Consider the following 23,348-nt stretch of genomic DNA (forward strand, 5'->3'; position numbering starts at 1 on the left):
CGATCATTCCCGTCAATCTCATTCGCACGCCGAAGAGCGGGCTCGGGCGTGCACCCCGGCAAGTCACCCATGTCCCGCGAGAGGATGACTGAGATGAACACTGCACTCCGAAACGCAACGCTTGCGGCCGCCGTTCTGGCGTCCATGGAAACAGCCTCCGCCGGCTCCATCCCCGGCATGCGCGGGCACGATCACACCGGGGTCACGGTGCCTGACATGAAGCAGGCCGTCGACTTCTTCACCGAGATCGTGGGCTGCAAGAAGGCGATGTCCTTTGGCCCGTTCGCCGACGACAAGGGCACGTTCATGCAGGATCTGCTGGGCGTCGATCCCAAGGCGGTGATCGAAGAAATCACGCTGGTCCGCTGCGGCCATGGGTCGAATATCGAGCTGTTCAAGTACACTGCGCCCGACCAGAAGGATTTGCAGGCCCGCAACAGCGACATCGGCGGCTTCCACATCGCTTTCTATGTCGACGATATCGCCGCCGCAAAGGCCTATCTCGATGAAAAGGGCGTCAAGACGCGGATGGGACCGCTGCCGGTCACCGAAGGGCCGGCTGCCGGCCAGACCATCCTTTATTTCCAGGCGCCGTGGGGCCTGCAGCTGGAGGCGATCAGCTACCCCGACGGCATGGCCTATGAAAAGGACGCGGAGACGGTGCTGTGGAGCCCGAAGACCCCGGAAAAATGATCCGGCAGGCGCGTGCTTGCGGGCATGGTCGCAGGCACGCGAAAGGCATCCGGAATGAATCGCTTCAATTATGAAACTTCAAGCTTGAAATAATTTGCTGCAGGCGCGATACTGGGCGCAGAAAGCGAAGAGGAGATCGCACGCATGAAGGTTGCGGTTCTCGGCGGCGGACCAGCCGGCCTCTACTTTGCCATTTCGATGAAGCTCAGGGACGCCGCGCACGAGGTGACGGTGTTCGAGCGCAACCGCGCCGACGACACATTCGGCTGGGGCGTCGTGCTGTCGGCCGAAACGCTCGACAACCTGACCAGGAACGACCCGGTCAGCGCGGTCTGGATCAGGAAGCATTTCGCCTATTGGGACGACATCGCCGTCATCCATGACGGCGTGCGCACGGTCTCGACCGGCCACGGCTTTTGCGGCATCGGCCGCAAGCGGCTGCTCATCCTTTTGCAGCGGCGGGCGCGTGAGCTTGGCGTCAACCTGGTCTTCGAGACCGATATCGACGATCCCAAACCCTATATGGAGAGCCACGATCTGGTGGTCGCCGCCGACGGTCTGAACTCGAAGGCACGCGGCACTTTCGTCGACGTGTTCAAGCCCGATGTCGACACCCGCAAATGCAAGTTCGTCTGGCTCGGCACAAGCCAAAAATTCGACGACGCCTTCACCTTCATCTTCGAGAAGACCGAGCATGGCTGGGTGTGGGCGCATGCCTACCAGTTCGACAAGGATACCGCGACCTTCATCGTCGAATGCAGCGAGCAGACCTGGGAACGCTTTGGCTTCGGCAGGATGACGCAGCCGGAATCGATCGCCGTCTGTGAACGGATTTTTGCCAGGCATCTCGGCGGCCACGCGCTGATGACCAACGCCAACCACATCAGAGGTTCGGCCTGGATCAATTTCCCGCGCGTGCTGTGCGAACGCTGGTCCTACAAGAATCTGGCGCTGATGGGCGACGCGGCGGCGAGCGCGCATTTCTCGATCGGTTCCGGTACCAAGCTGGCGCTGGAAAGCGCGGTGGCGCTGGCCGACTATGTCGAGTCCGAACCCGACCTCGAGGCCGCGTTTCGCAAATATGAGGATGCGCGGCGCACCGAAGTGCTGAAGCTGCAATCGGCGGCGCGCAATTCGCTCGAATGGTTCGAGGAGGTGGAGCGCTATCTCGGCCTCGACCCGGTGCAGTTCAACTATTCGCTGCTGACCCGCTCGCAGCGCATCAGTCACGAGAATCTGCGGCTGCGCGACGCCGAATGGCTGGCTGGCGCCGAAGAATGGTTCCAGCGCCAGGCCGGCGCCGGCAACAACAGCCTGCATCGCGCGCCGATGTTCGCGCCGTTCCGGCTGCGCAACATGGCGCTGCAGAACCGCATCGTCGTCTCGCCGATGGCGCAGTACAAGGCCGTCGACGGCTGTCCGACCGACTGGCATTTCGCCCATTACGCCGAACGGGCCAAGGGCGGCGCCGGCCTGCTCTACATCGAGATGACCTGCGTTAGCCCGGAAGGCCGCATCACGCCGGGCTGCACCGGCTTCTATGCGCCCGAGCACGAAGTGGCCTGGAAGCGACTGGTCGATTTCGTCCATAGCGAGACCGAGGCGAAGATCTGCGCACAGATCGGCCATTCGGGCGCCAAGGGTTCGACCCGGCTCGGCTGGCAGGGAAACGACGTGCCGCTGACATCAGGCAACTGGCCTGTCATGGCGGCGTCGGCAGTGGCATGGTCGTCACAGAACCAGATGCCGAAGGCAATGGACCGCGCCGACATGGATCTGGTGCGCGACCAATTCGTCGCCTCGGCCGAAATGGCGGCGCGCTGCGGTTTCGACATGCTCGAAATCCACGCCGCGCACGGCTATCTCCTGTCCTCCTTCATCACGCCGCTGACCAACCGGCGCACGGACGCCTATGGCGGCTCGCTCGAAAACCGCATGCGCTATCCCTTGGAAATCTTCCATGCGGTGCGCGCCGCCTGGCCGGATGAAAAACCTGTTTCAATGCGCATTTCCGCCAATGACTGGGTCGGCATCGAAGGCGTGACGCCAGCCGATGCGGTCGAGATCGCACGGTTGCTGCATGAGGCTGGCGTCGATATCTGCGACGTGTCGGCCGGCCAGACTTCGGCCGAGGCACGGCCGGTGTATGGCCGCATGTTCCAGACGCCGTTTTCCGACCGCATCCGCAACGAGGTCGGCATGGCGACGATGGCGGTCGGCAACATCTACGAGCCGGACCACGTCAATTCGATCCTGATGGCCGGCCGCGCCGACCTCGTTGCCATGGCAAGACCGCACCTTGCCGATCCCTACTGGACGCTGCATGCGGCTGTCACATTGGGCGACCGCGGCGTCAAATGGCCCGATCCCTATCTGCCGGGCCGCGACCAGATCTACCGGCTGGCCGAGCGCGAGGCGGCAGCGGGGCTGAAAGTATGAATGCCGCCGCGACGATGACGGGACGGCACGCGCTGGTCACCGGCGGCGGCTCCGGTGTCGGCCGCGCGATCGCGCTGGCGCTCGCCGGCGCCGGCATCGACGTGACCATCTGCGGCCGGCGCGAGGCAGCGCTTGCCGAGACAGCCAGAGAAAGCGACCGCATTTTCGGCATCGCCGCCGACGTCACCGATGAGGCGGCAATGGCGTCGCTCTACGCGGAAGCAGAAGCAGCGCGTGGGCCGATCGACATCGTCGTCGCCAATGCCGGCATGTCCGGCAGCGCCCCGGCACAGCGGACGTCGCTCGCGGACTGGCAGCGCACGCTCGACGTCAATCTGACCGGCGCTTTCCTGACAGCAAAACCGGCGCTGGTCGGCATGACCGCCAGAAAGGCGGGCCGTATCATCTTCGTCGCTTCTACGGCAGGCCTGAAGGGCTATCCTTATGTCGCAGCCTATGTTGCCGCCAAGCATGGCGTCGTCGGGCTGATGCGGGCGCTGGCGGTCGAGACGGCCAAATCCGGGGTGACGGTCAACGCCGTCTGCCCGGGCTTCGTCGAAACCGAGATGCTGGAAAGCTCCGTCCAGCGCATCGTCGAAAAGACCGGCCGCTCGGCCGAGGACGCAAGGACGAGCCTTGCCTCGACCAACCCGCAAGGCCGCTTCATCCAGCCCGAAGAGGTTGCAGCGGCCGTCATGTGGCTGTGCGGCGATGCGGCCCGATCGATCACCGGGCAGACGATCTCGATCTCGGGAGGCGAGACATGGTAGCCGGCCCCCTGCCTACGCCATCCGGACCCGGCAAGGATCGGCTGCGCCTGTGGGTGCGGCTGTTGCGCGCCTCACGCAGCATCGAGGCCGAATTGCGCGAGCGCCTGCGGCAGGAGTTCAATACGACGCTGCCGCGCTTCGACGTGATGGCCGCACTCTATCGCGCGCCGGAAGGCATGCTGATGAGCGACCTGTCGCGGTTCCTGCTGGTGTCCAACGGCAATGTGACTGGGATTGTCGACCGGCTGGTTTCGGAAGGGTTGGTCGCCCGCGCCCGGCGCAATGGCGACCGCCGCACCTCGATGGTGCGGCTGACGGAGGAAGGGTCGAAGACCTTCGCCGTCATTGCCGCCGCGCATGAGAGCTGGATCGGCGAACTGCTGGGCAATGTGAGCGAGGACGAGGCACGCCGGCTGACCGGCATGCTGAATTCCTTCCGCAGCAACTGGGAGGGACGGGAATGATTGACATGGCCGGCCGCAAGCCGAAGCATTTCCTCTGGCAGGTCGAAGGCCGGATCGCAAAAATCCGGCTCGATCGGCCGGAGCGCAAGAACCCGCTGACCTTCGACAGCTATGCCGAGCTGCGCGACATGTTTCGCGACCTCGTCTATGCCGACGATGTCGATGCGGTGGTGTTCCTGCCCAATGGCGGTAATTTCTGCTCGGGCGGCGATGTCCACGACATCATCGGCCCGCTGGTCAAGATGGACATGAAGGCGCTTCTCGCCTTCACCCGCATGACCGGCGATTTCGTCAAGGCGATGCTGAACTGCGGCAAGCCGATCATTGCGGCGATCGACGGCGTGGCAGTGGGCGCCGGCGCCATCATTGCCATGGCATCCGACATCCGCATCGCCACGCCGGAGGCCAAGACGGCTTTCCTGTTCACCCGCGTCGGCCTCGCCGGCTGCGACATGGGCGCCTGCGCGATCCTGCCGCGCATCATCGGCCAAGGCCGCGCCGCCGAGTTGCTTTACACCGGCCGCACGATGAGTGCTGAGGAAGGCGAGCGCTGGGGGTTTTACAACCGGCTGGTCGATGCCGCGGCACTTGAAGCCGACGCGCTCGACATGGCTGCGCGTATCGTTTCCGGTCCCACCTTCGCGCACGGCATCACCAAGACGCAGCTGAACCAGGAATGGTCGATGGGCCTCGACCAGGCGATCGAGGCGGAAGCCCAGGCGCAGGCGATCTGCATGCAGACCCGCGATTTCGAACGGGCGTACGAGGCTTTCGTCGCCAAGGAAAAGCCGGTGTTCGAGGGGAATTGAGGATGGTCGGTCTTTCCCCAGGCACCCCCCTCTGCCCTGCCGGGCATCTCCCCCGCAAGGGGGAAGATTGTCAGCGTCACTCACGGCGCCCCTTCTGCTACGCCGATAATTGGCGAAAGCCGCAGAGACAGCCCATCTCCCCCCTTGCGGGGGAGATGGCCGGCAGGCCAGAGGGGGGTGCGCAGGAACGGGGCGCGGAAGGAGTTTTTCATGCCTGACCGTTCCTTCCTCTCCTGGCCGTTCTTCGAGGACCGACACCGTGCGCTCGCCGAAGAGCTGGACGCATGGTGCGCGAAAAACCTGCCAGTCGGTCACCACGACGTCGACGCCGCCTGCCGCGAGCTGGTGGCGAGGCTCGGCCAGGACGGCTGGCTGAAACCAACGGCGCTCGACACGGAACACCCCGGACCGCTCGACGTGCGCACGCTGTGCCTGACGCGCGAGACGCTGGCCCGGCATGACGGGCTGGCCGATTTCGCCTTCGCCATGCAAGGGCTCGGCACCGGTGCGCTCAGCCTGTTCGGCACGCCCGACCAGCAGCGCTGGCTGGCGAAGACACGCGCCGGCAAGGCGATTTCAGCCTTCGCGCTGTCGGAGCCGCGCTCCGGATCCGATGTCGCCAACATGGAGATGACGGCCACGCGTGACGGCGACGACTATGTGCTGTCGGGCGAAAAGACCTGGATCTCCAATGGCGGCATCGCCGATCTCTACGTCGTCTTCGCCCGCACCGGCGAGGCGCCTGGCGCCAAGGGGCTTTCGGCCTTCATCGTGCCGGCCGAGACCAAGGGGCTGGACATCGCCGAGCGGCTTGAAGTGATCGCGCCACATCCGCTCGCCCGCCTGTCCTTCGACAATGTCCGTGTTTCGGCCTCGGCATTGATCGGCAAGCCGGGCGACGGTTTCCGCATCGCCATGTCGGTGCTTGACGTGTTCCGTTCGACCGTCGGCGCGGCGGCGCTCGGCTTTGCCCGTAGAGCGCTGGACGAGAGCATCAAAAGAGTGGCGGAGCGCAAACTGTTCGGTGCGCCGATGGCCGAGTTGCAGATGGTGCAGGGCCATATCGCCGACATGGCGCTGGACGTCGATGCCGCCGCTTTGCTGGTTTATCGCGCCGCCTGGACCAAGGACAGGGGTGCGGCTCGCGTCACCCGCGAAGCGGCGATGGCCAAGCTGTTCGCCACCGACAAGGCGCAGGAGGTGATCGACAAGGCCGTGCAGCTGCATGGCGGCGACGGCGTTCGCAAGGGTCACATCGTCGAAAGCCTGTATCGCGAGATCCGTGCGCTGCGCATCTACGAGGGCGCGTCCGACGTGCAGAAAGTGGTCATCGCACGGCAAGTGATGGGAGCGGCCTGAGGCCGAGAAATTGCAGTTTGGGCCGGTTTCTAACTTTGAATATTGCGAACCGGATTTGAATATCGGGAGGCTTGATATGCACACCATCCTGCAGCCGGAAGGCTGGGCGAAACCTGTCGGTTACGCCAACGGCGTCGCTGCACGCGGGCAGCTGATCTTCATCGGCGGCCAGGTCGGCTGGACCGGGCAAGGCCGGTTCGAAACCGACGATTTTGTCGGCCAGGTGCGCCAGACGCTTGCCAACATCGTCGCCGTGCTCGCCGAGGCCGGCGGCAAGCCGCAGCACATCACCTCGATGACCTGGTACTTTACCGACAAGACCGAGTATCTGGCTAACCTCAGAGGGATCGGCGAGGCCTATCGAGAGGTCATCGGCCGGCATTTTCCGGCCATGGCCGCGATGCAGGTGGTGGCGCTGGTCGAGGATCGCGCCAAGGTGGAGATCCAGGCGACAGCGGTGATCCCGGACTGAGGCGAGCTTGAACTTTAGAGATTGGCGCCGCCCCTCACCTGCCTGCCGGCATCCTCTCCCCGTAAACGGGGCGAGGGCGCTCTCATCAACGATTTCGCCGATCGCCAACGCTGCAGAATCAGGTGCCGAGGCTGCGGCCGGTTTCTTTCTCCCCCGTTCACGGGGAGAAATGCCCGGCGGGGCAATGAGGGGGCAGCACCAACATTCGAAACGAATGACATCTGACCTCGATCAGGCGTCATTGCCTCGGCGTTGTCGACCGAGTGACTTGGCTCCCCGTGCATTTTGTGATCAGATGATCACGCCTGCTTCGGCTGGGCGATCACAGCGTGCAAGTTGCACATAGCTTCTGTCGGAGAAAAGTGAAAGCGTGGCTCTGGGATTTGAACCTGTATCGGGACGTGTGACCGTCCAGGATGGTGTCTACCAGCAGCTTCGGCATGCCCTGATGGTCGGCAGCTTCGATCCGGCCCAGGTGCTGACCATTGCCTCGCTTGCCGAAGCCTTCGGGACCTCGAACATGCCGGTGCGCGAGGCCTTGCGCCGGCTCGCCGCCGAGAACGCCCTGGAGATCTCGCAGAACGGTTCGGCCTGCGTGCCGGTCGTCACCCGCGCGCGGCTCGACGACCTCTGCCGGGCGCGCGTCGCCGTCGAAGGGCTGGCGGCCGAACTCGGAGCGCCGCGCCTGACGGTTACCGACATAGCCACGTTGCAGCAGATCACCGCCGACCAGCAGGCGATCGGGCGCAATGGCAGCATCTACGAGCTGATCGCCAAGAACCAGCAATTCCATTTCACCATCTATCGCGCCTCCGGCTCCGACGTGCTGTTTCAGTTGATCGAGACACTGTGGCTGCGCTTCGGGCCCTATATGCGGCTGTTGTCCAACCATGTCGCGCCGTTGATGCGCGCCGGCGCGATGGAACCGTCCGGGCGACACACGGCGATCATCGCGGCACTGAAGGATCGCGATTTTGCCCGCGCCCGCGAAGAGGTGGTTGCAGACATCAGGACGACGCAGGAGACGCTGCGCGCCATCTGCCCCGACGTGCCGGAACCCAGGCCGGTCGAATTCGCCGGGTTCGGCAAGGCCTCCTGAAGCGCCGCTGCGGTCGAACGCCAAATCGACGCCGGAAAGTGCCGATCCGCGACCGCTTGGCGTCGGAAACAATCACCCGATTTTCCCGATTGAATCGCATTTCTTCGCGGGCAGCGATTGATCCGCATTCCGTTTTGTGATCACATGATCACAGGGAGCAAGTGCGCAGTGTCTGGCTATTTTCTCTACCATTCAATCGGCACGTTTCCCGGCAAGGCGGAGCGCATGGCTGCTGCCCTGTCGGAATTCTCGCGCATCTGGTCGGCGGAAGATGACGGCCAGTGGCCGGCGGCCCTTGCCGCGCGGCAGCGCTTCATCGATGCCTGGGGCTCGCTGATCGATGCGCCACAAGGCACGCTGACCACCGCCGAGAACGTTACATCAGCCCTTTACAGCCTGATCGGCGCCCTGCCCTCTGAGCGGCTGGCGGGAAAGCGCCTGCTGGTCGCGGCCGACTGTTTTCCGAGCCTGCATTTCCTGCTCGCGGGTCTGGCCGCGCGCTTCGACTTCGTGCTCGACACCGTGCCGCTGCGGCCGGGCGAAAGCTGGGTGCGTGACGAGGACTTCATCGCCCGCTGGCAGGACGATGTCGGGCTCGCCCTTTTGACCTTCGTCACCTCGACGGCCTCGCACCGTTGCGACGTGGCGTGGCTTGCCGCGCATGGCCGGAAGATGGGCAGCATCGTCGGCGTCGACATCACCCAGGGAGTCGGCGTGACGCCGTTCTCGGTCGCGAAGACGCCGGTCGATTTCGTCGTCTCGACCTCGCTGAAATGGCTGTGCGGCACTTCAGGCGCCGGCGTCCTGCAAGTGGAGCCCGATCTGCTGTCCGCCTGCCGGCCGGAACTTCGCGGCTGGTTCAGCCAGCCAAACCCATTTTCGTGGGATCTCGACAGTTTCGCCTATGCTGAGGATGCGCGTCGTTTCGACCATGGCACGCCGGCCATCCTGGCCAGCGTCGCATCGCTGCCTGGCCTCGAATGGGTCGCCGAGACAAGCGTAGATACCATCCGCGCCCAAAACACGGCGCATGCGGAGCGCATCATCGGCTGCGCGCTGGACAATGGCTGGGCGGTTCGCTCGCCGCTCGATCCAGACGAGCGCGGCGGCAGCGTCATGCTGACCTTGCCGCAAGGCGTGGACCCGGTGAAGACAGTGTCGACGCTGCGCGATGAGCGACTCTATTGCGATGCGCGCGGCGCGACGCTCAGGCTGTCGCCCGGAATGGTCACCACGGACGACGCGGTGGATGCACTGCTGCAGCGTCTGCAACAGTTGATTGGCGCGCGGCAACGCCGCGCGTCCTGACTTCAGGCGCCGCCTCGCCTGCAGTGTCCGGAAAATACGGCGCTGAAAGGGGTGGAAGTGAAAAGCGCCACAGGGAGTGGCCGAACCAGAGGGAACGAAAATGAGCTTCACTCGCCGTAATCTGCTTCTTCTCGCTGCCGCCATCGGCATCACCGCCGGACCGGCCACCGCCTATGCCGCGGACGTGCTGAATGTCGGCGCCTATCCGACCAACCCGCCCTTCGAATACAAGAACGAAAGTGGCACCTTCGAGGGCTTCGAAGTCGATATCGTCAACGAAGCGGCAAAGCGTATCGGCATGACCACGGAAATCGCCGACCTCGGATTTCAGGCCCTGTTCGCCGCCACCACGTCGAAGCGGATCGACGTTGCCATCTCGTCGATCACGATCACGCCGGAGCGGCTGAAGTCGCAGGCGTTCACGCAGCCTTATTACGATTCCGACATGGGCATTGCCGCCAAGGCCGACAGCCCGATCAAGGCCGAGGCCGACCTCAAGGGCAAGATCATCGGCGTGCTGTCCGGCTCGACCGGCGAGGCCTGGACCAAGCAGCACCAGGAGGCCAGCGGCTTCAGCGAGGTGAAGGGCTACGACACGCAGCAGAACCTGCTGCTCGATCTCAGCGCCGGTCGCGTCGACGCAGCGGTCAGCGACGTTCCGGGCCTGGAATACTCTTTCACCAAGATGAAGGATCTCACCGTAAAAGAACGTATCAAGACCGGCGAGCAGTACGGCCTGATGATGGCCAAGGACCACCCGCTGCTCGGCAAGCTGAACGACGCGCTGACCGCGATGAAGAAGGACGGCACGCTGGCCTCGATCCACAAGAAGTGGTTCGGCAGCGACGCGCCCGCCGATTCTTCGACCGTCAAGGAAATGCCGATGCCGAAGGCCTGAGCGGCAACTCATGACTAGATTGTGCCGGCTTTCCCCGCCGGCACAATTTCATGGGTCAGCGCCGCGTGTCTCTTGGACGCGCAACGGACCGCCGTAGCCCTTCGACTTTTCACGCATGATCCGCTCCGAAGGCCGATTTCGGGTCCAGGAGCCATGCCTTAGCGTCGCGGGACGCCAAATCTTTCGGGAATGCTCCCCATGTCGCTGCTCGAGACCTTCTTTAACGCCGATGTCATGATCTCCAGCCTGCCGGCGCTGCTGCGCGGCTTCCTGAACACGCTGCTGCTCGGGCTGTTGAGCATCGGCATCGGCATCCCCGTCGGCCTGGCGATCAGCCTGGTGCGGCTCTATGCGCCAAAGCCGCTGCGGCTGCTGGCGGTCAGCTATATCGATATTTTCCGGGCGATGCCGGTGCTGGTCGTGCTGATCCTGATCTACTACGCGCTGCCGTTCCTCGGCATACGCCTGTCGTCCTGGACTTCCGCGGTAACGGCATTCGCCATCATCATGGCGGCTTATTCGGCCGAAGTGTTCCGCTCCGGCATAGAAAGCATTCCGCGCGGCCAGTTCGAGGCGGCGCAGGCACTCGGCCTGCCGTTTTTACTGACCTTGCGCAAGGTGGTGCTGCCGCAGGCGATCCGCGTGGTCATTCCGCCGATGACAAGCAACTGCGTCTCGATGTTCAAGGATACCTCGCTCGCCTCAACCGTGGCGCTGCCCGAACTGTTGAAGGAAGCGACCAACGCGCAGTCGCTCTACGCCAACCCCTCGCCATTGATTGGAGCGGCGCTGGTCTATCTCATCTTTCTCTGGCCGATGGTTCGCCTCGTCAGCCTGCTGGAACGCCGCTTCAAAACCGAAAAGACCCGCTGACCTCGCCAGCTTCCCCATCTGTCAATTTTCGTATCTGCCAATTTCATCTCTGTCAGGCACTTGCAGGAGACCACCTTGAACAAGCATCAGACCCACAATGCCAGCGACGTCTCCGCAGCCTTCCCGGTCGACACGATCCGCGCCATGTTTCCAGCCCTGCAGCAGGCCGGCGACTTCATCTTCATGGACAATGCCGCCGGCGCGCAGATCCCGCAAAGCGTGCTCGACGCGGTGACCAACCATCTTGTCGCGCACAATGTGCAGCGCGGCGGCCGCTACGGCCGCAGCGTCGCCGTCGATCAAGCGATTGCCGATGCGCGCGAAAGCGTGGCACTGCTGATCAACGCCTATAGCCCTGCGGAAATCTGCTTCGGCATGAACGCCACCTCGTTCATCCGCCTCGTCAGTCTCGGCATCGGCCAGATGCTCGGAGATCGCGACGAAATCATCATCACCGACATGGACCACGACGCCAACATCGCGACATGGCTGGCGCTGACGTCCGCGGGCGCCAAGTTCAAATGGTGGCGGATGCGCGACGACGGCAACCTCCATGTCGACGACCTTCGTCCGCTGGTCGGCGACCGCACCCGGCTCGTCGCATGCACGGTGACGGCGCATTCGATCGGCTCGATCGTCGATGTCGCTGCGGTGGCCGACATTGCGCATGCGGCCGGTGCCGAAGTGTTCCTCGACTGCGTGCATTACGGGCCGCACGGGCTGATCGACGTGCAGGCCTGGGACTGCGACTATCTGGTTTGCTCAGGCTACAAGAATTTCTCGCCGCATATGGGCTTCCTGTGGGGCCGTTTCGAGACGCTGAAGCGCCTGCCGACCTTCCGCGAGGACTTCATTCCCGACGAGCCGCCCTACAAGGTCGAGGCCGGCACCTTCATCTATGAGAACGTCTCCGGCATGGATGCCGCGGTGCGCTATCTCGAGTCGATCGGCCGCAACTTCCTGGCTGAGAACAATCGGTCGCGGCGCGACAATATCGTCGCCGGCATGAATGCCATCCGCAACTATGAGCTGGTGCTGGCGCGCGAAATGCTTGCCGTGCTCAAGGATTGCGGCGCGACGATCTATGGCGTCGCCGACGAAGCCCGCCTCAACGAGCGCGTGCCGACCTTCTGCTTCAACATCGGTACGCTGTCGCCGCAGATGATCGTCGAGGCGATGGCCGAAATGCAGATTGGCATCCGCGACGGCCATATGTACGCGCCGCGACTGATGAAGCGCCTGAACCTCAGCATGGACAGCGGCGCCATCCGTGCCTCGCTGGTCCATTACAACACGATCGAGGAAGTCCGGCGCTTCGGCGAGGCGCTGCGCGCCATCATCGCCCGGCTGTCCTGATCGGCCGCGATTGCAGGATCAGGCGGCCTTCTTCTTCGCCAGCCTCGCCTTGATGCTGGCGACGTCGGCGCGCGGCGTCGCGGCGAACAATGTCTTGGTGTAGTTGTGCTTGGGATCGGCGAAGACCTCGTCGCGCGAGCCATATTCGACGGCCTCGCCGTAATACATGACCATCACGTCGTCGGCGATGTAGCGCACCACAGACAGGTCGTGGCTGATGAAGACATAGGTCAGCTCGAACTCGTCCTGCAGGTCGGCGAGCAGGTTGAGCACCTGCGCCTGCACCGACAGGTCTAGCGCCGAGACCGGCTCGTCGAGCACCAAGAGGCTCGGATTGAGCATCAGCGCGCGGGCAATGGCGATGCGCTGGCGCTGGCCGCCCGAGAACATATGCGGGTAGCGGTTGTAGTGTTCCGGTCCGAGGCCGACCTTCTTCAGCATCTTCATGGCGAGATCGCGCCGCTCGTCGGCCGGCTTGTCGGTGTTGATGAGCAGCGGCTCGCCCAGCACGTCGCCGATCTTCTGGCGCGGATTGAGCGAACCGTAAGGGTTCTGGAAGACGATCTGCACCTTGCGGCGCATCTCCTTCGTCAAGCCGTCCTTGGCGATGTCGACCTTGTTGCCGTCAATGAAGAGCTCGCCCGATGTCGCCGGATCGATCAGGGTGATGATGCGGGCGAGCGTTGACTTGCCGCAACCGCTTTCGCCGACGATGGCCAGCGTCTTGCCCTTGTCGACGCTGAACGAGACACCCTTGACCGCGTGCACCGTGCGGGAGGGGCGAAACAGGCCACCGCCGACATGATAGTCGCGCACGATGTTTTTGCCCTCGAGAACCGTCACGCTCATGACGCGGCTCCCGTTGCAGACCCGGTTCCCGCGGCAGAGGGGGCCGGTTCGAACAGCATGTCGGAAATGGTCGGCAGCCGGTCGCCGACGGCGTTTTCCGGCAGCGCCGACAGCAGCGCGCGCGTGTAGTTGCTCTTCGGCTGCTCGAACAGCGACAGAACGTCGGCCTCTTCCATCTTGCGGCCCTTGTACTGGACGATCACGCGGTCGGCGGTCTCGGCCACCACGCCCATATTGTGGGTGATCATGATCAAGCCCATGCCGTATTTGGCCTGCAGGCCGACCAAAAGGTCAAGGATCTGCTTCTGAATGGTGACATCGAGCGCGGTGGTCGGCTCGTCGGCGATCAACAGCTTCGGATTGCAGGCGATGGCGATGGCGATCATGACGCGCTGGCACTGGCCGCCCGACATCTGGTGCGGGAACGAATTCAGCCGCTCTTCCGGATCGGCGATACCGACCAGCTTCATCAGTTCGATGGCGCGAGCCCGACGCTGGGCGCGGTCCATGCCCATATGGAAGCGCAGCACCTCCTCGATCTGGAAGCCGGCGGTGAAGCATGGATTGAGACTGGCAATCGGCTCCTGGAAGATCATCGAGATGTCCTTGCCGACGATCTTGCGACGCTCGGACGGGCTGAGCTCGAGCAGGTCGATGCCGTCGAAGGCCATGCGGTCGGCCTTCACTGTCGCCGTATTCGGCAAAAGCCCCATCACCGCCAGCATCGCCACCGATTTGCCGGAGCCGGATTCGCCGACGATGGCCAGCACCTCGCGCGGCTCGATCGACAGGTCGATGCCTTGCACGGCCATGAACGGTCCGGCGGCGGTATCGAAGGACACGGTGAGGTTCTTGATCTCGAGAAGAGGCATGGTGCTCACGACCTCTTCAGCTTGGGATCGAAGGCGTCGCGCAGGCCGTCGCCGATCAGGTTGATGGCCAGCACCGTGATCAGAATGGCAAGGCCGGGAAAGGTCACCACCCATGGCGCGCGCAGGATGAATTCGCGCGCCGTGGCCAGCATCGTACCCCATTCCGGCGTCGGCGGCTGCGCGCCGACGCCGAGAAAGCCGAGAGCCGCAGCCTCGAGAATGGCGTTGGAGAAGGACAGTGTCGCCTGCACGATCAACGGCGCCATGCAGTTCGGCAAGATCGTCTTCACCATCAGCCTGAGGTGACTGGCACCGGCGACCTTGGCGGAGATCACATATTCGCGGTTCTTTTCGGCCATCACCGCCGCACGGGTGAGCCGCGCGAAATGCGGTTGCAGTACCAGCGCAATCGCCAGCATGGCGTTGAACAGACCGGGGCCGAGGATCGCCACCAGAACCAGCGCGAGCAGCAGCGACGGGAAGGCCAGGATGATGTCCATGATGCGCATGATCAGCGTATCGACCCAGCCGCGGAAATAGCCGGCGAGCACGCCGAGGACGATGCCGCTGGTCAGCGAAAAAACGACGACGACCAGGCCGATGAACAGCGAGAACCGCGCCCCGAAAATCAGCCGCGAAAGCATGTCTCGGCCAACCGCGTCGGTACCGAGCAGGAACATCGATTTGCCGCCCTCCTGCCAGGCCGGGGGCGCCAGCAGCGCATCGCGAAACTGTTCGTCAGGCGAATGCGGCGCGACCAGCGGCGCGAAGATCGCCACCAGCACCAGAGCCGTGAACACGACCAGGCCGATGACGGCGCCGGTGTTCATCGAGTAGTAATGCCAGAATTCGGCAAAGGCGCGTTGCCGGCCGCCGGTCGGAATGGATGCGGCGGTGGCTTCTGCCGTGGTTTGGTCAGTCATCTCACTGCACCCGGATACGTGGGTTGATGACGGCGTAGAGCACGTCGACGATCAGGTTCACCGCCATGACGATCAGGGCGATGATCAGCAGGCCGCTCTGGACGACGACGTAGTCGCGCTTGGCGATCGCGTCGATCATCCACTTGCCGATACCGGGCCAGGAGAAGATCGTTTCCGTCAGGATGGCGCCTGCCATCAGCGTGCCGACCTGCAGGCCGATGGTGGTGACGACGGGAATCAGCGCGTTGCGGAAGGCGTGGAGGCCGATGACGCGGCGCGGCGCAAGGCCCTTGGCGCGCGCGGTGCGGACATAGTCCTCGCCCAGCACCTCCAGCATCGCCGATCGCGTCTGCCGCGCTATAACGGCGAGCGGAATCGTCGCCAGCACGATTGCCGGCAGGACCAGATGACTGGCGGCGGACCTGAAAGCGCCGCTTTTGCCGGAGATCAGGCTGTCGATCAGCATGAACCCCGTCGTCGGCTTGAAGAAATACTGCAGGCCTATGCGGCCGGAAACCGGCGTCCAGCCGAGATAGCCGGAGAAGAAGATGATGAGCAGCAGCCCCCACCAGAAGATCGGCATCGAATAGCCGGTCAGCGCCACGCCCATCGTCGCCTGGTCGAACCATGATCCGCGCTTGACCGCAGCGAAGATGCCGGCGGGAATGCCGATGAGCACGGCAATGATCAGCGCGATCGTCGCCAGTTCCAGCGTCGCCGGAAACAGCGCCTGGAATTCACCGAGCACAGGCCGCTTGGTGGCGAGGGATATGCCGAAGTCGCCGGTCAGGACCCTGCCGATATATTCCAGATATTGGATGACATAAGGCCGGTTGTAGCCAAACCGCTCGATAAGCTCCGCGTAGCGTTCGGGGCTGACGCCGCGCTCGCCGGCCAGGGCCAGGATCGGGTCGCCCGGCAGAAGCCGAACGAAAGCGAACGCCGCCAGCGATATGCCGAACACGGTCGGTATGATCAAGGCGAGCTTGTGGAGGAGATAGCGGAGCATCGTACTTCATAGAACGGCGGCGCCGGAAGTCCAGCACCGCCGTCCAATTTCTCAGGAGTTATTCGGTGACGTCGACGCCGTCAAACCGATGAATGCCGAGCGGATCCATGACGAAGCCCGAAACCTTCTTGTTCATCGGCATGAAGACCTTGGAATGGGCGATGGTCAGCCACGGGGCCTCGCGCTTGAACACGACCTGGGCTTCCTCGTAGATCTTGGTGCGCTCGGCGACGTCCGTGGTCGCCTTGCCCTTCTGCAACAGGCCTTCGAACTCCTGGTTGCACCAGATCGCATAGTTGGACTGGCCGATGGCATCACAGCCGAGCAAGAACAGGAAGTTGTCCGGATCGCCATTGTCACCGGTCCAGCCGAGCTGGAAGGCGCCGTCGCGCTCCTTGGCCTTGCCGCGTTCGCGATACTCGGTCCATTCGTAGCTGACGATCTCGGCCTTCACGCCGATCTTGGCGTAGTCGGCCTGGATCAGTTCCGCGACTCTTTGGGCGTTCGGATTGTACGGACGGCTGACGGGCATTGCCCAGATCTTCATCGACAGATCCGTGACACCGGCGTCGGCCAGCATCTTTTTGGCCGCGTCCGGATCATACGGATCGTCCTTGATGTCCTTGTTATAGGACCACATCGTCGGCGGGATCGGGTTGATGGCCGCCTGGCCGGCGCCCTGATAGACCGCATCGAGAATGGCCTGCTTGTTGACGGCCATGTTGAGAGCCTTGCGGACCTCGACCTTGTCGAAGGGCGGCTGCGTCGTGTTGTAGGCCATATAGCCGATGTTCAGTCCTTCCTGCTCGTCGACCTTGAGGTTCGGGTCGGCCTGCAGGCCGGCGATGTCGGCCGGCGCCGGGTACGACATGATATCGCACTCGCCCGCCTTCAGCTTTTGCGCGCGCACGGCCGGATCGGTCGTGATGGCGAAGATCAGATCGTCGATCTTCTGGCGGCCGCCAAAGTAGCCGTCCCATGCCGCATAGCGCACGACCGCATCGACCTGATAGTCGACGAACTGGAACGGACCGGTGCCGATCGGCTTCTGGGTGAACTGCTGCCTGGTGCCAGCCTTGTCGAGCTGGTCGGCATATTCCTTGGAGACGATCGAAGCAAAGTCCATGCCGAGATCCGGCAGGAAAGCGACTTCAGGCTTGTTCAGCACGAACTTCACCGTCAGGTCGTCGACCTTGACTATTTCCTTGAGGAGATCGGGGAAGCCCATACCGGTGAAATATTCCCAGCCGGTGCCTTCCAGATAGCTGTACCACGGGCTTTCCTTCTTCCACTGGCGTTCGAAGGAAAAGATCACGTCGTCGGCGTTGAGATCGCGCGTTGGCGTGAAGTAGTCGGTGGTCTGGAACTTCACGCCCGGCCGAAGCTTGAACGTGTATTCGAGACCGTCGTCGGAAACCGTCCAGCTCTCGGCGAGGCCGGGCGTGATGGTGGTCTTGCCGTGTTCGAACTCGACCAGGCGCGAATAGATGGTGCGCGACGACGCGTCGAAGTCGTTGCCACCGCTCCACGGCGACGGGTCGAAGCCAGCCGGCGACGCCTCCGAGCAGTAGACCAATTGCTTCGCATTGGCCATGCCGCCGAGGACGCTTGCGGCCAGCAACGCGGCCGCAAAAGTCAGTTTCTTTTTCATGGAGGACTCCCTGATGTTCTTCCAAGCCCCTCTATCAGGCTCGCGAAGCGCGCATATAAGCACCGTTTTTCCGGCTTTGGAACACCCCGCTTGCCTACCCCATGGGAAGCAGAATTTAATTCTGCACACATGCGAGAAAATAGAAGGAATTGTCAATTCTTGCCGGTCACGGTATTATTAACGACTGCATTTTTTTATTGATCTTCAACGCGACCGATAGTGAGGAACCGCGACCTTCGGCTTGTCGCTGGCGCGGAAGATTTTCTTCCCGTCTTGCCGCAGGGGCAAGACTTGCACGGCTGCCGATAGTCGCAATACATAGTGGAATGCTGGATTTCCTGGGTGCCCGGCCGCGGAGGACGTCTCTGTCATTCGGAGACGACGCGGCGGGCAAGCAGAGATAACAAGAACGACCGAGGGAGGGACAGGTGGCAAAAACATCAACGACGACGCCAGCGAAGGCGGACGCCAAGATTGCCGCCAAGCCGGCCGGTCGCGACAAGTCAAAAGCGCTGTCTGCGGAAGCCGTTGCCAGGCCGAAGGCGGCCGCTGCGTCCACCAAAACCAATGTGTCTGCAAAGACCGGCGCAAAACCCGCCGCCGTCAAACCAGAGGCGAACGCGGCACCGACACCTGCTTCATCCGTGTCGAAGCCGGGGCCGGCCAGCAGATCGCCGAAGGCGCCTGCCGCCGGAGTGCCTGAAAAGCCTTGGCTCAAAAGCTATCCGAAAGTCGTTCCGGCAGAGATCGGCGCCCCGCGCTTCGGTTCCATCGGCGATCTGCTCGCCGATGTCTGCAAGCAGTACGCCAGCCGCCCCGCCTTCACCTGTATGGGCAAGACCATCACCTATGCGGAAGTCGAGCGGCTATCGGCCGCCTTCGGCGCCTATCTGCAATCGGAGGGACTGCAGAAAGGCGCGCGCGTCGCGCTGATGATGCCGAACGTGCTGCAATATCCGGTGGCGATGATGGCAGTGCTGCGCGCCGGCTATATCGTGGTCAACGTCAACCCGCTCTACACGCCGCGCGAGTTGGAACACCAGCTCAAGGATTCCGGCGCGCAAGCCATCGTCATTCTCGAGAATTTCGCCAGCACCTTGCAGGCGGTGATCGCCAGGACGTCGGTCAAGCACGTCGTGGTCGCGGCGATGGGCGACATGCTCGGCGGCCTGAAGGGGACAATCGTCAATTTCGTCGTGCGCCGCGTGAAGAAGATGGTGCCGGCCTGGTCGCTTCCGGGCCATGTCAAGTTCAACGCCGCGTTGCAGGCAGGCGCCAGCGTCAGTTTCAAGCCGGTGAAGGTCGCTGCCAACGATGTCGCTTTCCTGCAATATACGGGCGGCACCACCGGCATCTCGAAGGGCGCGGTACTGCTGCACAGCAACGTGCTGGCCAATGTCGCGCAGAACGCGCTCTGGATCGAAGATGCCTATACGATCAAACCGAAGCCGGCGCATCTCAACCTCATCTGCGCGCTGCCGCTCTATCACATCTTCGCGCTGACGGTGAACGCGCTGATGGGCATGCAGATGGGCGGCCAGAACATACTCATTCCCAATCCGCGCGACATTCCCGGCTTCGTCAAGGAATTCGGCAAATACCCGGTCCACATCTTTCCGGGCCTCAACACGCTGTTCAACGCACTGCTCAACAATGAGGATTTCCGCAAGCTCGACTTCAGGCCGCTGATCCTGACGCTGGCCGGCGGCATGGCGGTGCACAAGGGCGTTGCCGAGCGCTGGAAGGCGCTGACCGGCTGCCCGATCACCGAGGGCTACGGGCTTTCGGAAACCTCGCCTGTGGCCACCGCCAACAAATTCAGCGATGGCAAATTCACCGGCACGATCGGCCTGCCGCTGCCATCGACCGAGATCGCCATTCGCGACGACGACGGCAACGATTTGCCTCTCGGCGAAGTCGGCGAGATCTGCATCCGCGGACCGCAAGTGATGGCCGGTTACTGGAACCGGCCGGACGAGACCGCCAAGGTGATGACCAAGGATGGTTTCTTCAAGTCGGGCGACATGGGCTTCATGAATGAGCTCGGCTACACCAAGATCGTCGACCGCAAGAAGGACATGATCCTGGTGTCCGGCTTCAACGTCTATCCGAACGAACTCGAGGAAATCGTGGCCCTGCATCCGGGCGTGCTCGAAGTGGCGGCGATCGGCGTGCCTGACGAGCATTCGGGCGAAGTGCCGAAGCTGTTCGTCGTCAAGAAGGATCCATCGCTGACCGCCGAGATACTGACTGTCTATTGCCGCGAAAACCTGACCGGCTACAAGCGGCCAAAATATATCGAGTTCCGGACCGAACTGCCGAAGACGCCAGTGGGCAAGATTCTGCGGCGGGCGTTACGGGGATAGGTACAACTTTGGGCGATTGCCTTGCTGTCGACGATACAGCGGACACGTTTTCCCGTCCCGATGCGCTGTCATTCATCAAGGCGAACATGCGTATCGCCCCTGTTCCCGCGCTTTCCGAAATCCGGCTTTACGCGGCCCATCCAGCGAGCGGTCTGTGGCGGCTCACGCATCCAGAAGGACGAGGAGCCGAGCCGGAAGAAGAAGCTGACGAGGACGGACCCGAGCCGCAGCCACCTTACTGGGCCTATGCCTGGGCCGGCGGCGCGGTGCTTGCACGCTACATCCTCGATCGGCCGGAGAGCGTGGCCGGGCTTCGCGTCCTCGACCTCGGCGCCGGCTCGGGCCTCGTCGGCATCGCCGCGGCAAAGGCCGGCGCCAGCGAAGTGATCGCGTCCGAGATCGACCGCAACGGCGTCGCCGCGCTCGGTCTCAATGCGGCGGCGAATGGCGTTACGATCACGGTGGTTGGCGAGGACATCACCGCTGGTCCGCCGCCGGCGGTGGACGTCGCGGCGGTCGGCGACTTGTTTTACGGACAAGATCTCGCCGACCGGGTCATCCCGTTCCTCGACCGCTGTCTGGCCGCCGGCATCAACGTGCTGATCGGTGACCCGGGCCGCGCCTACCTGCCCCGCTCGCGGCTTCGCCTGCTGGCAGAATATCGCGTGCCGGATGTCGGCGAAGTCGGGAACGCGATGAAGCCGAGCGCTGTCTTCTCGTTCGAGCCGGAGCAGCCTCGATGCGAGATCAGGTCGTCTCCCTGACCCTCGCCGAAAGAAAGTCGGGCAGATCGGCAACGGAATCCAGAATGACATCGGCAACCTGCGACAGCGATTCACGCGTGCCGGTGCCGGAAAGCACGCCGATCGCCAGCCCGCAGCCGCCGACCCGTGCCATCTCCAGATCGTGGCGGCTGTCGCCGACCATGGCGATCGCCGACGGCTTCAGGCCGGTCAGGTCCGAAAAGGCCAGGATCGTGTCCGGCGCCGGTTTCGGATTGGCCACCGCGTCGTAACCGTAGGCGGCGTCGAACAGTTGGGCGACGCCCAGCGTCAGCAATGTCTTTTCCGCGCCGGTGGTCGAATCGTTGGTGGCGACGCCAAGCCGGTAGGATTTGCCGTGAAGTATGCCAAGCGTCTCGACGATGCCCGGCAGCGCCACCGCCATCGCCGAGCCCTGCATCGAGGTGATCTCGTTGAAGCGAGCGACCGCAAGCATCTGGTCTTCCTCGGACAGGCGCGGAAACCAAAGCTCGACGACATCCATATTGGTGCCGGAGGCAAAGATGGAATCGGGCTTGAAGCGCTTGGTGGCGAAATCGAAGCCAGCCGCGGCAAGTAGTCTGTCGGCTTTCCAGCGGTCGCCCTCCGCTGCATCCATCGCCATGAAATCGGCGACGCCGAGCCACGTCGCGTTGAAGTCGACAAGCGTGCCATCCTTGTCGAACAATATTCCTTTGATCTCGGCCAAGCCGCTTACTCCGATCCGCGCAATCGGTGGATATGTCCCACCAGTCCGGCAGTCGAAGCGTCGCGCTTTGCGGCATTCTCCTTGCCTTCCACGACCTCTTTGCCTTCCACGACGGGCAGCAGGTCGGTCGCCAGTTCCTTACCGAGTTCGACACCCCATTGGTCGAAGGAATTGATGTTGAAGAGCGTGCCTTCGACGAAAACGCGGTGCTCATAGAGCGCGATGAGCCGTCCGAACGTGTGCGGATCGAGTTGTCTGTAGAGGATGGTCACCGAGGGCCGGTCACCGGAGAAGACGCGGTGCGGGGCGATCCTGTCGACATCGGCGGGGTCCATGCCTTTTGCCAGCATCTGCGCGCGCGCTTCCTCCAGTGTGCGGCCCTTCATGAAGGCCTCCGACTGCGCCAGGCAGTTGGCGAGCAACAAATCGTGGTGATGCTTGAGATCCGGCTCGTGGCCGATGGCCGCGGCGAGGAATTCGACCGGGATGAAGTCGGTGCCCTGGTGCAGCAGCTGGAAGAAGGCATGCTGGCCGTTGGTGCCGGGCTCGCCCCAGACCAGCGGGCCGGTCGGCGTGGTCACGGCGCCGCCGTCGAGGGTGACGCTCTTGCCGTTCGATTCCATGTCGAGCTGCTGCAGATAGGCCGGCAGCCTGGACAGGCGCTGGTCGTAGGGAATGACGGCGCGAGCGGGATATTTGCAGATCACCCGATGCCACCAGCCGATCAGCCCCATCAGCGCCGGCAGGTTCCTGGCCAGCGGCGCCGTCTGGAAATGTTCGTCCATCGCATGCGCGCCGTCGAGGAAAGCTCGAAAATTCTTCGGGCCGATGGCGATCATCACCGGCAGGCCGATCGCACCCCAGACGGAGTAGCGTCCGCCGACCCAGTCCCAGAAGCCGAAGACGCGGTCGGACGCAATGCCGAATTTGGCCACGAGGTCGAGCGCCGTCGAGACGGCGGCGAAATGCTTGCCGACCGCTTCCTCGCCGAGCGCGTTCTGCACCCATTTGCGCGCCGTCTCGGCATTGGTCATCGTCTCGACCGTGGTGAAGGTCTTCGACGCGATGATGAACAGCGTGGTTTCGGCGGAAAGGCCCTTCAGCGTATCGTGGATATGGGCGCCGTCGATGTTCGACACGTAATGCGCGCGCGGGCCGTCGTGATAGGGCGCCAGCGCCAGCGTCGCCATGGCCGGGCCAAGGTCGGAGCCGCCGATGCCGATGTTGACGACGTCGGTGATCTTCTTGCCGGTGGCTCCGGCCGCCTTGCCGGAGCGCACCGCATCGGCGAAGGCGCCCATCGCGTCGAGCACGGCAACAACCTCCGCCTTTACGTCCTGGCCATCGAGCACGATGCCCTTGCCGTTCAGGTTGCGCAGCGCGGTGTGCAGCACGGCGCGGCCTTCGGTGACGTTGATCTTCTTGCCCGAGAACATCGCGGCGCGCCGGCCTTCGAGATCCGCGGCCTCGGCCAGTTTCTCCAGCAAATCCATCGTCTGCCGATCGACCGCGCATTTCGACCAGTCGAGCAGCAGGTCGTCGTCGCTGGCGGAGAATTTTTCGAAGCGCTGCGGATCGGCGGCGAAAGCTTCGCGCATGCTGCCCGATTTGGCCGCACGGTGAGCGCGCAGGGCGTCGAGCTGTTTTTGAAAGGACGATTGATCCACT

General features: G+C 63.4%; 21 protein-coding genes. 14 read left to right on the forward strand and 7 right to left on the reverse strand.

All coding sequences use genetic code 11. From position 1 onward, the window contains the following. Nucleotides 1–93: 93 nt before the first annotated feature. The 12 genes from E5X88_RS16250 to E5X88_RS16305 all read left to right on the forward strand — a co-directional run bounded on the left by E5X88_RS16250 (nucleotide 94) and on the right by E5X88_RS16305 (nucleotide 12,540). Nucleotides 94–693 (forward strand): VOC family protein, encoded by a 600-nt coding sequence (locus E5X88_RS16250; protein ID WP_292162990.1) that lies wholly within the window; start codon nucleotides 94–96, stop codon nucleotides 691–693. Nucleotides 694–837: 144 nt separating this feature from the next. Next, nucleotides 838–3,132, forward strand: a complete 2,295-nt coding sequence (locus E5X88_RS16255; RefSeq protein ID WP_292162992.1) for a bifunctional salicylyl-CoA 5-hydroxylase/oxidoreductase — start codon at nucleotides 838–840, stop codon at nucleotides 3,130–3,132. After that, nucleotides 3,129–3,902, forward strand: coding sequence for an SDR family NAD(P)-dependent oxidoreductase (locus E5X88_RS16260; RefSeq protein WP_292162995.1), 774 nt, complete (start codon nucleotides 3,129–3,131; stop codon nucleotides 3,900–3,902). Before E5X88_RS16255 ends, E5X88_RS16260 begins: the two co-directional genes overlap by 4 nt. Beyond that, nucleotides 3,896–4,366 (forward strand): MarR family transcriptional regulator, encoded by a 471-nt coding sequence (locus E5X88_RS16265; protein WP_292162997.1) that lies wholly within the window; start codon nucleotides 3,896–3,898, stop codon nucleotides 4,364–4,366. The genes E5X88_RS16260 and E5X88_RS16265 overlap by 7 nt, the downstream gene beginning before the upstream one ends. After that, complete coding sequence (locus tag E5X88_RS16270; protein WP_292162999.1) at nucleotides 4,363–5,175, forward strand: enoyl-CoA hydratase family protein; 813 nt, start codon at nucleotides 4,363–4,365, stop codon at nucleotides 5,173–5,175. The genes E5X88_RS16265 and E5X88_RS16270 overlap by 4 nt, the downstream gene beginning before the upstream one ends. A 210-nt stretch (nucleotides 5,176–5,385) precedes the next feature. Further along, nucleotides 5,386–6,534 carry an acyl-CoA dehydrogenase family protein gene (locus E5X88_RS16275; protein ID WP_292163000.1) on the forward strand — a complete coding sequence of 383 codons (1,149 nt, stop codon included), beginning with the start codon at nucleotides 5,386–5,388 and terminating at the stop codon, nucleotides 6,532–6,534. Between the two features lie 76 nt (nucleotides 6,535–6,610). After that, complete coding sequence (locus tag E5X88_RS16280) at nucleotides 6,611–7,006, forward strand: RidA family protein (RefSeq protein WP_292163002.1); 396 nt, start codon at nucleotides 6,611–6,613, stop codon at nucleotides 7,004–7,006. Nucleotides 7,007–7,376: 370 nt separating this feature from the next. Further along, nucleotides 7,377–8,105: a GntR family transcriptional regulator gene (locus E5X88_RS16285; protein WP_292163004.1), complete on the forward strand. Its 729-nt coding sequence runs from the start codon at nucleotides 7,377–7,379 to the stop codon at nucleotides 8,103–8,105. Nucleotides 8,106–8,273: 168 nt separating this feature from the next. After that, complete coding sequence (locus E5X88_RS16290) at nucleotides 8,274–9,413, forward strand: aminotransferase class V-fold PLP-dependent enzyme (RefSeq protein ID WP_292163006.1); 1,140 nt, start codon at nucleotides 8,274–8,276, stop codon at nucleotides 9,411–9,413. Between the two features lie 100 nt (nucleotides 9,414–9,513). Next, nucleotides 9,514–10,311: an ABC transporter substrate-binding protein gene (locus tag E5X88_RS16295; protein ID WP_292163008.1), complete on the forward strand. Its 798-nt coding sequence runs from the start codon at nucleotides 9,514–9,516 to the stop codon at nucleotides 10,309–10,311. A gap of 198 nt (nucleotides 10,312–10,509) precedes the next feature. Next, nucleotides 10,510–11,184, forward strand: a complete 675-nt coding sequence (locus tag E5X88_RS16300) for an amino acid ABC transporter permease (protein ID WP_292163009.1) — start codon at nucleotides 10,510–10,512, stop codon at nucleotides 11,182–11,184. A 75-nt stretch (nucleotides 11,185–11,259) separates the two neighbouring features. Then, nucleotides 11,260–12,540 carry a cysteine desulfurase-like protein gene (locus E5X88_RS16305; RefSeq protein ID WP_292163011.1) on the forward strand — a complete coding sequence of 427 codons (1,281 nt, stop codon included), beginning with the start codon at nucleotides 11,260–11,262 and terminating at the stop codon, nucleotides 12,538–12,540. Between the two features lie 18 nt (nucleotides 12,541–12,558). Here E5X88_RS16305 and E5X88_RS16310 read toward each other — a convergent pair whose 3' ends face one another. The 5 genes from E5X88_RS16310 to E5X88_RS16330 are packed head-to-tail and all read right to left on the reverse strand — an operon-like array spanning nucleotide 12,559 to nucleotide 17,844. Continuing rightward, nucleotides 12,559–13,389 (reverse strand): dipeptide ABC transporter ATP-binding protein, encoded by an 831-nt coding sequence (locus E5X88_RS16310; RefSeq protein ID WP_292163012.1) that lies wholly within the window; start codon nucleotides 13,387–13,389, stop codon nucleotides 12,559–12,561. Further along, nucleotides 13,386–14,261: an ABC transporter ATP-binding protein gene (locus E5X88_RS16315; RefSeq protein WP_095482975.1), complete on the reverse strand. Its 876-nt coding sequence runs from the start codon at nucleotides 14,259–14,261 to the stop codon at nucleotides 13,386–13,388. Before E5X88_RS16315 ends, E5X88_RS16310 begins: the two co-directional genes overlap by 4 nt. A gap of 5 nt (nucleotides 14,262–14,266) precedes the next feature. Beyond that, nucleotides 14,267–15,184 (reverse strand): ABC transporter permease subunit, encoded by a 918-nt coding sequence (locus E5X88_RS16320; protein ID WP_292163014.1) that lies wholly within the window; start codon nucleotides 15,182–15,184, stop codon nucleotides 14,267–14,269. A 1-nt stretch (nucleotide 15,185) separates the two neighbouring features. Beyond that, on the reverse strand, nucleotides 15,186–16,193 hold the full coding sequence (locus E5X88_RS16325) for an ABC transporter permease subunit (protein WP_029357038.1): 1,008 nt from the start codon (nucleotides 16,191–16,193) through the stop codon (nucleotides 15,186–15,188). A 58-nt stretch (nucleotides 16,194–16,251) separates the two neighbouring features. Beyond that, nucleotides 16,252–17,844, reverse strand: a complete 1,593-nt coding sequence (locus E5X88_RS16330) for an ABC transporter substrate-binding protein (RefSeq protein WP_292163015.1) — start codon at nucleotides 17,842–17,844, stop codon at nucleotides 16,252–16,254. Between the two features lie 428 nt (nucleotides 17,845–18,272). Between E5X88_RS16330 and E5X88_RS16335 the strand changes: the two genes are divergently transcribed. Both E5X88_RS16335 and E5X88_RS16340 read left to right on the forward strand, forming a co-directional pair. Beyond that, entirely contained in the window at nucleotides 18,273–20,210 is a 1,938-nt protein-coding gene (locus E5X88_RS16335) for a long-chain fatty acid--CoA ligase (RefSeq protein WP_292163017.1), read from the forward strand. 86 nt (nucleotides 20,211–20,296) lie between these two features. Continuing rightward, nucleotides 20,297–20,974 carry a methyltransferase gene (locus tag E5X88_RS16340; RefSeq protein ID WP_292163302.1) on the forward strand — a complete coding sequence of 226 codons (678 nt, stop codon included), beginning with the start codon at nucleotides 20,297–20,299 and terminating at the stop codon, nucleotides 20,972–20,974. Here E5X88_RS16340 and E5X88_RS16345 read toward each other — a convergent pair. Next, entirely contained in the window at nucleotides 20,958–21,680 is a 723-nt protein-coding gene (locus tag E5X88_RS16345; protein ID WP_292163019.1) for an HAD family hydrolase, read from the reverse strand. The genes E5X88_RS16340 and E5X88_RS16345 overlap by 17 nt on opposite strands. Before the next feature lie 5 nt (nucleotides 21,681–21,685). Continuing rightward, nucleotides 21,686–23,347 (reverse strand): glucose-6-phosphate isomerase, encoded by a 1,662-nt coding sequence (gene pgi / locus E5X88_RS16350; RefSeq protein ID WP_292163020.1) that lies wholly within the window; start codon nucleotides 23,345–23,347, stop codon nucleotides 21,686–21,688. Nucleotide 23,348: the final 1 nt, after the last annotated feature.

The sequence above is a fragment of the Mesorhizobium sp. genome, assembly GCF_004962245.1.
Classification (GTDB): Bacteria; Pseudomonadota; Alphaproteobacteria; order Rhizobiales; family Rhizobiaceae; genus Mesorhizobium.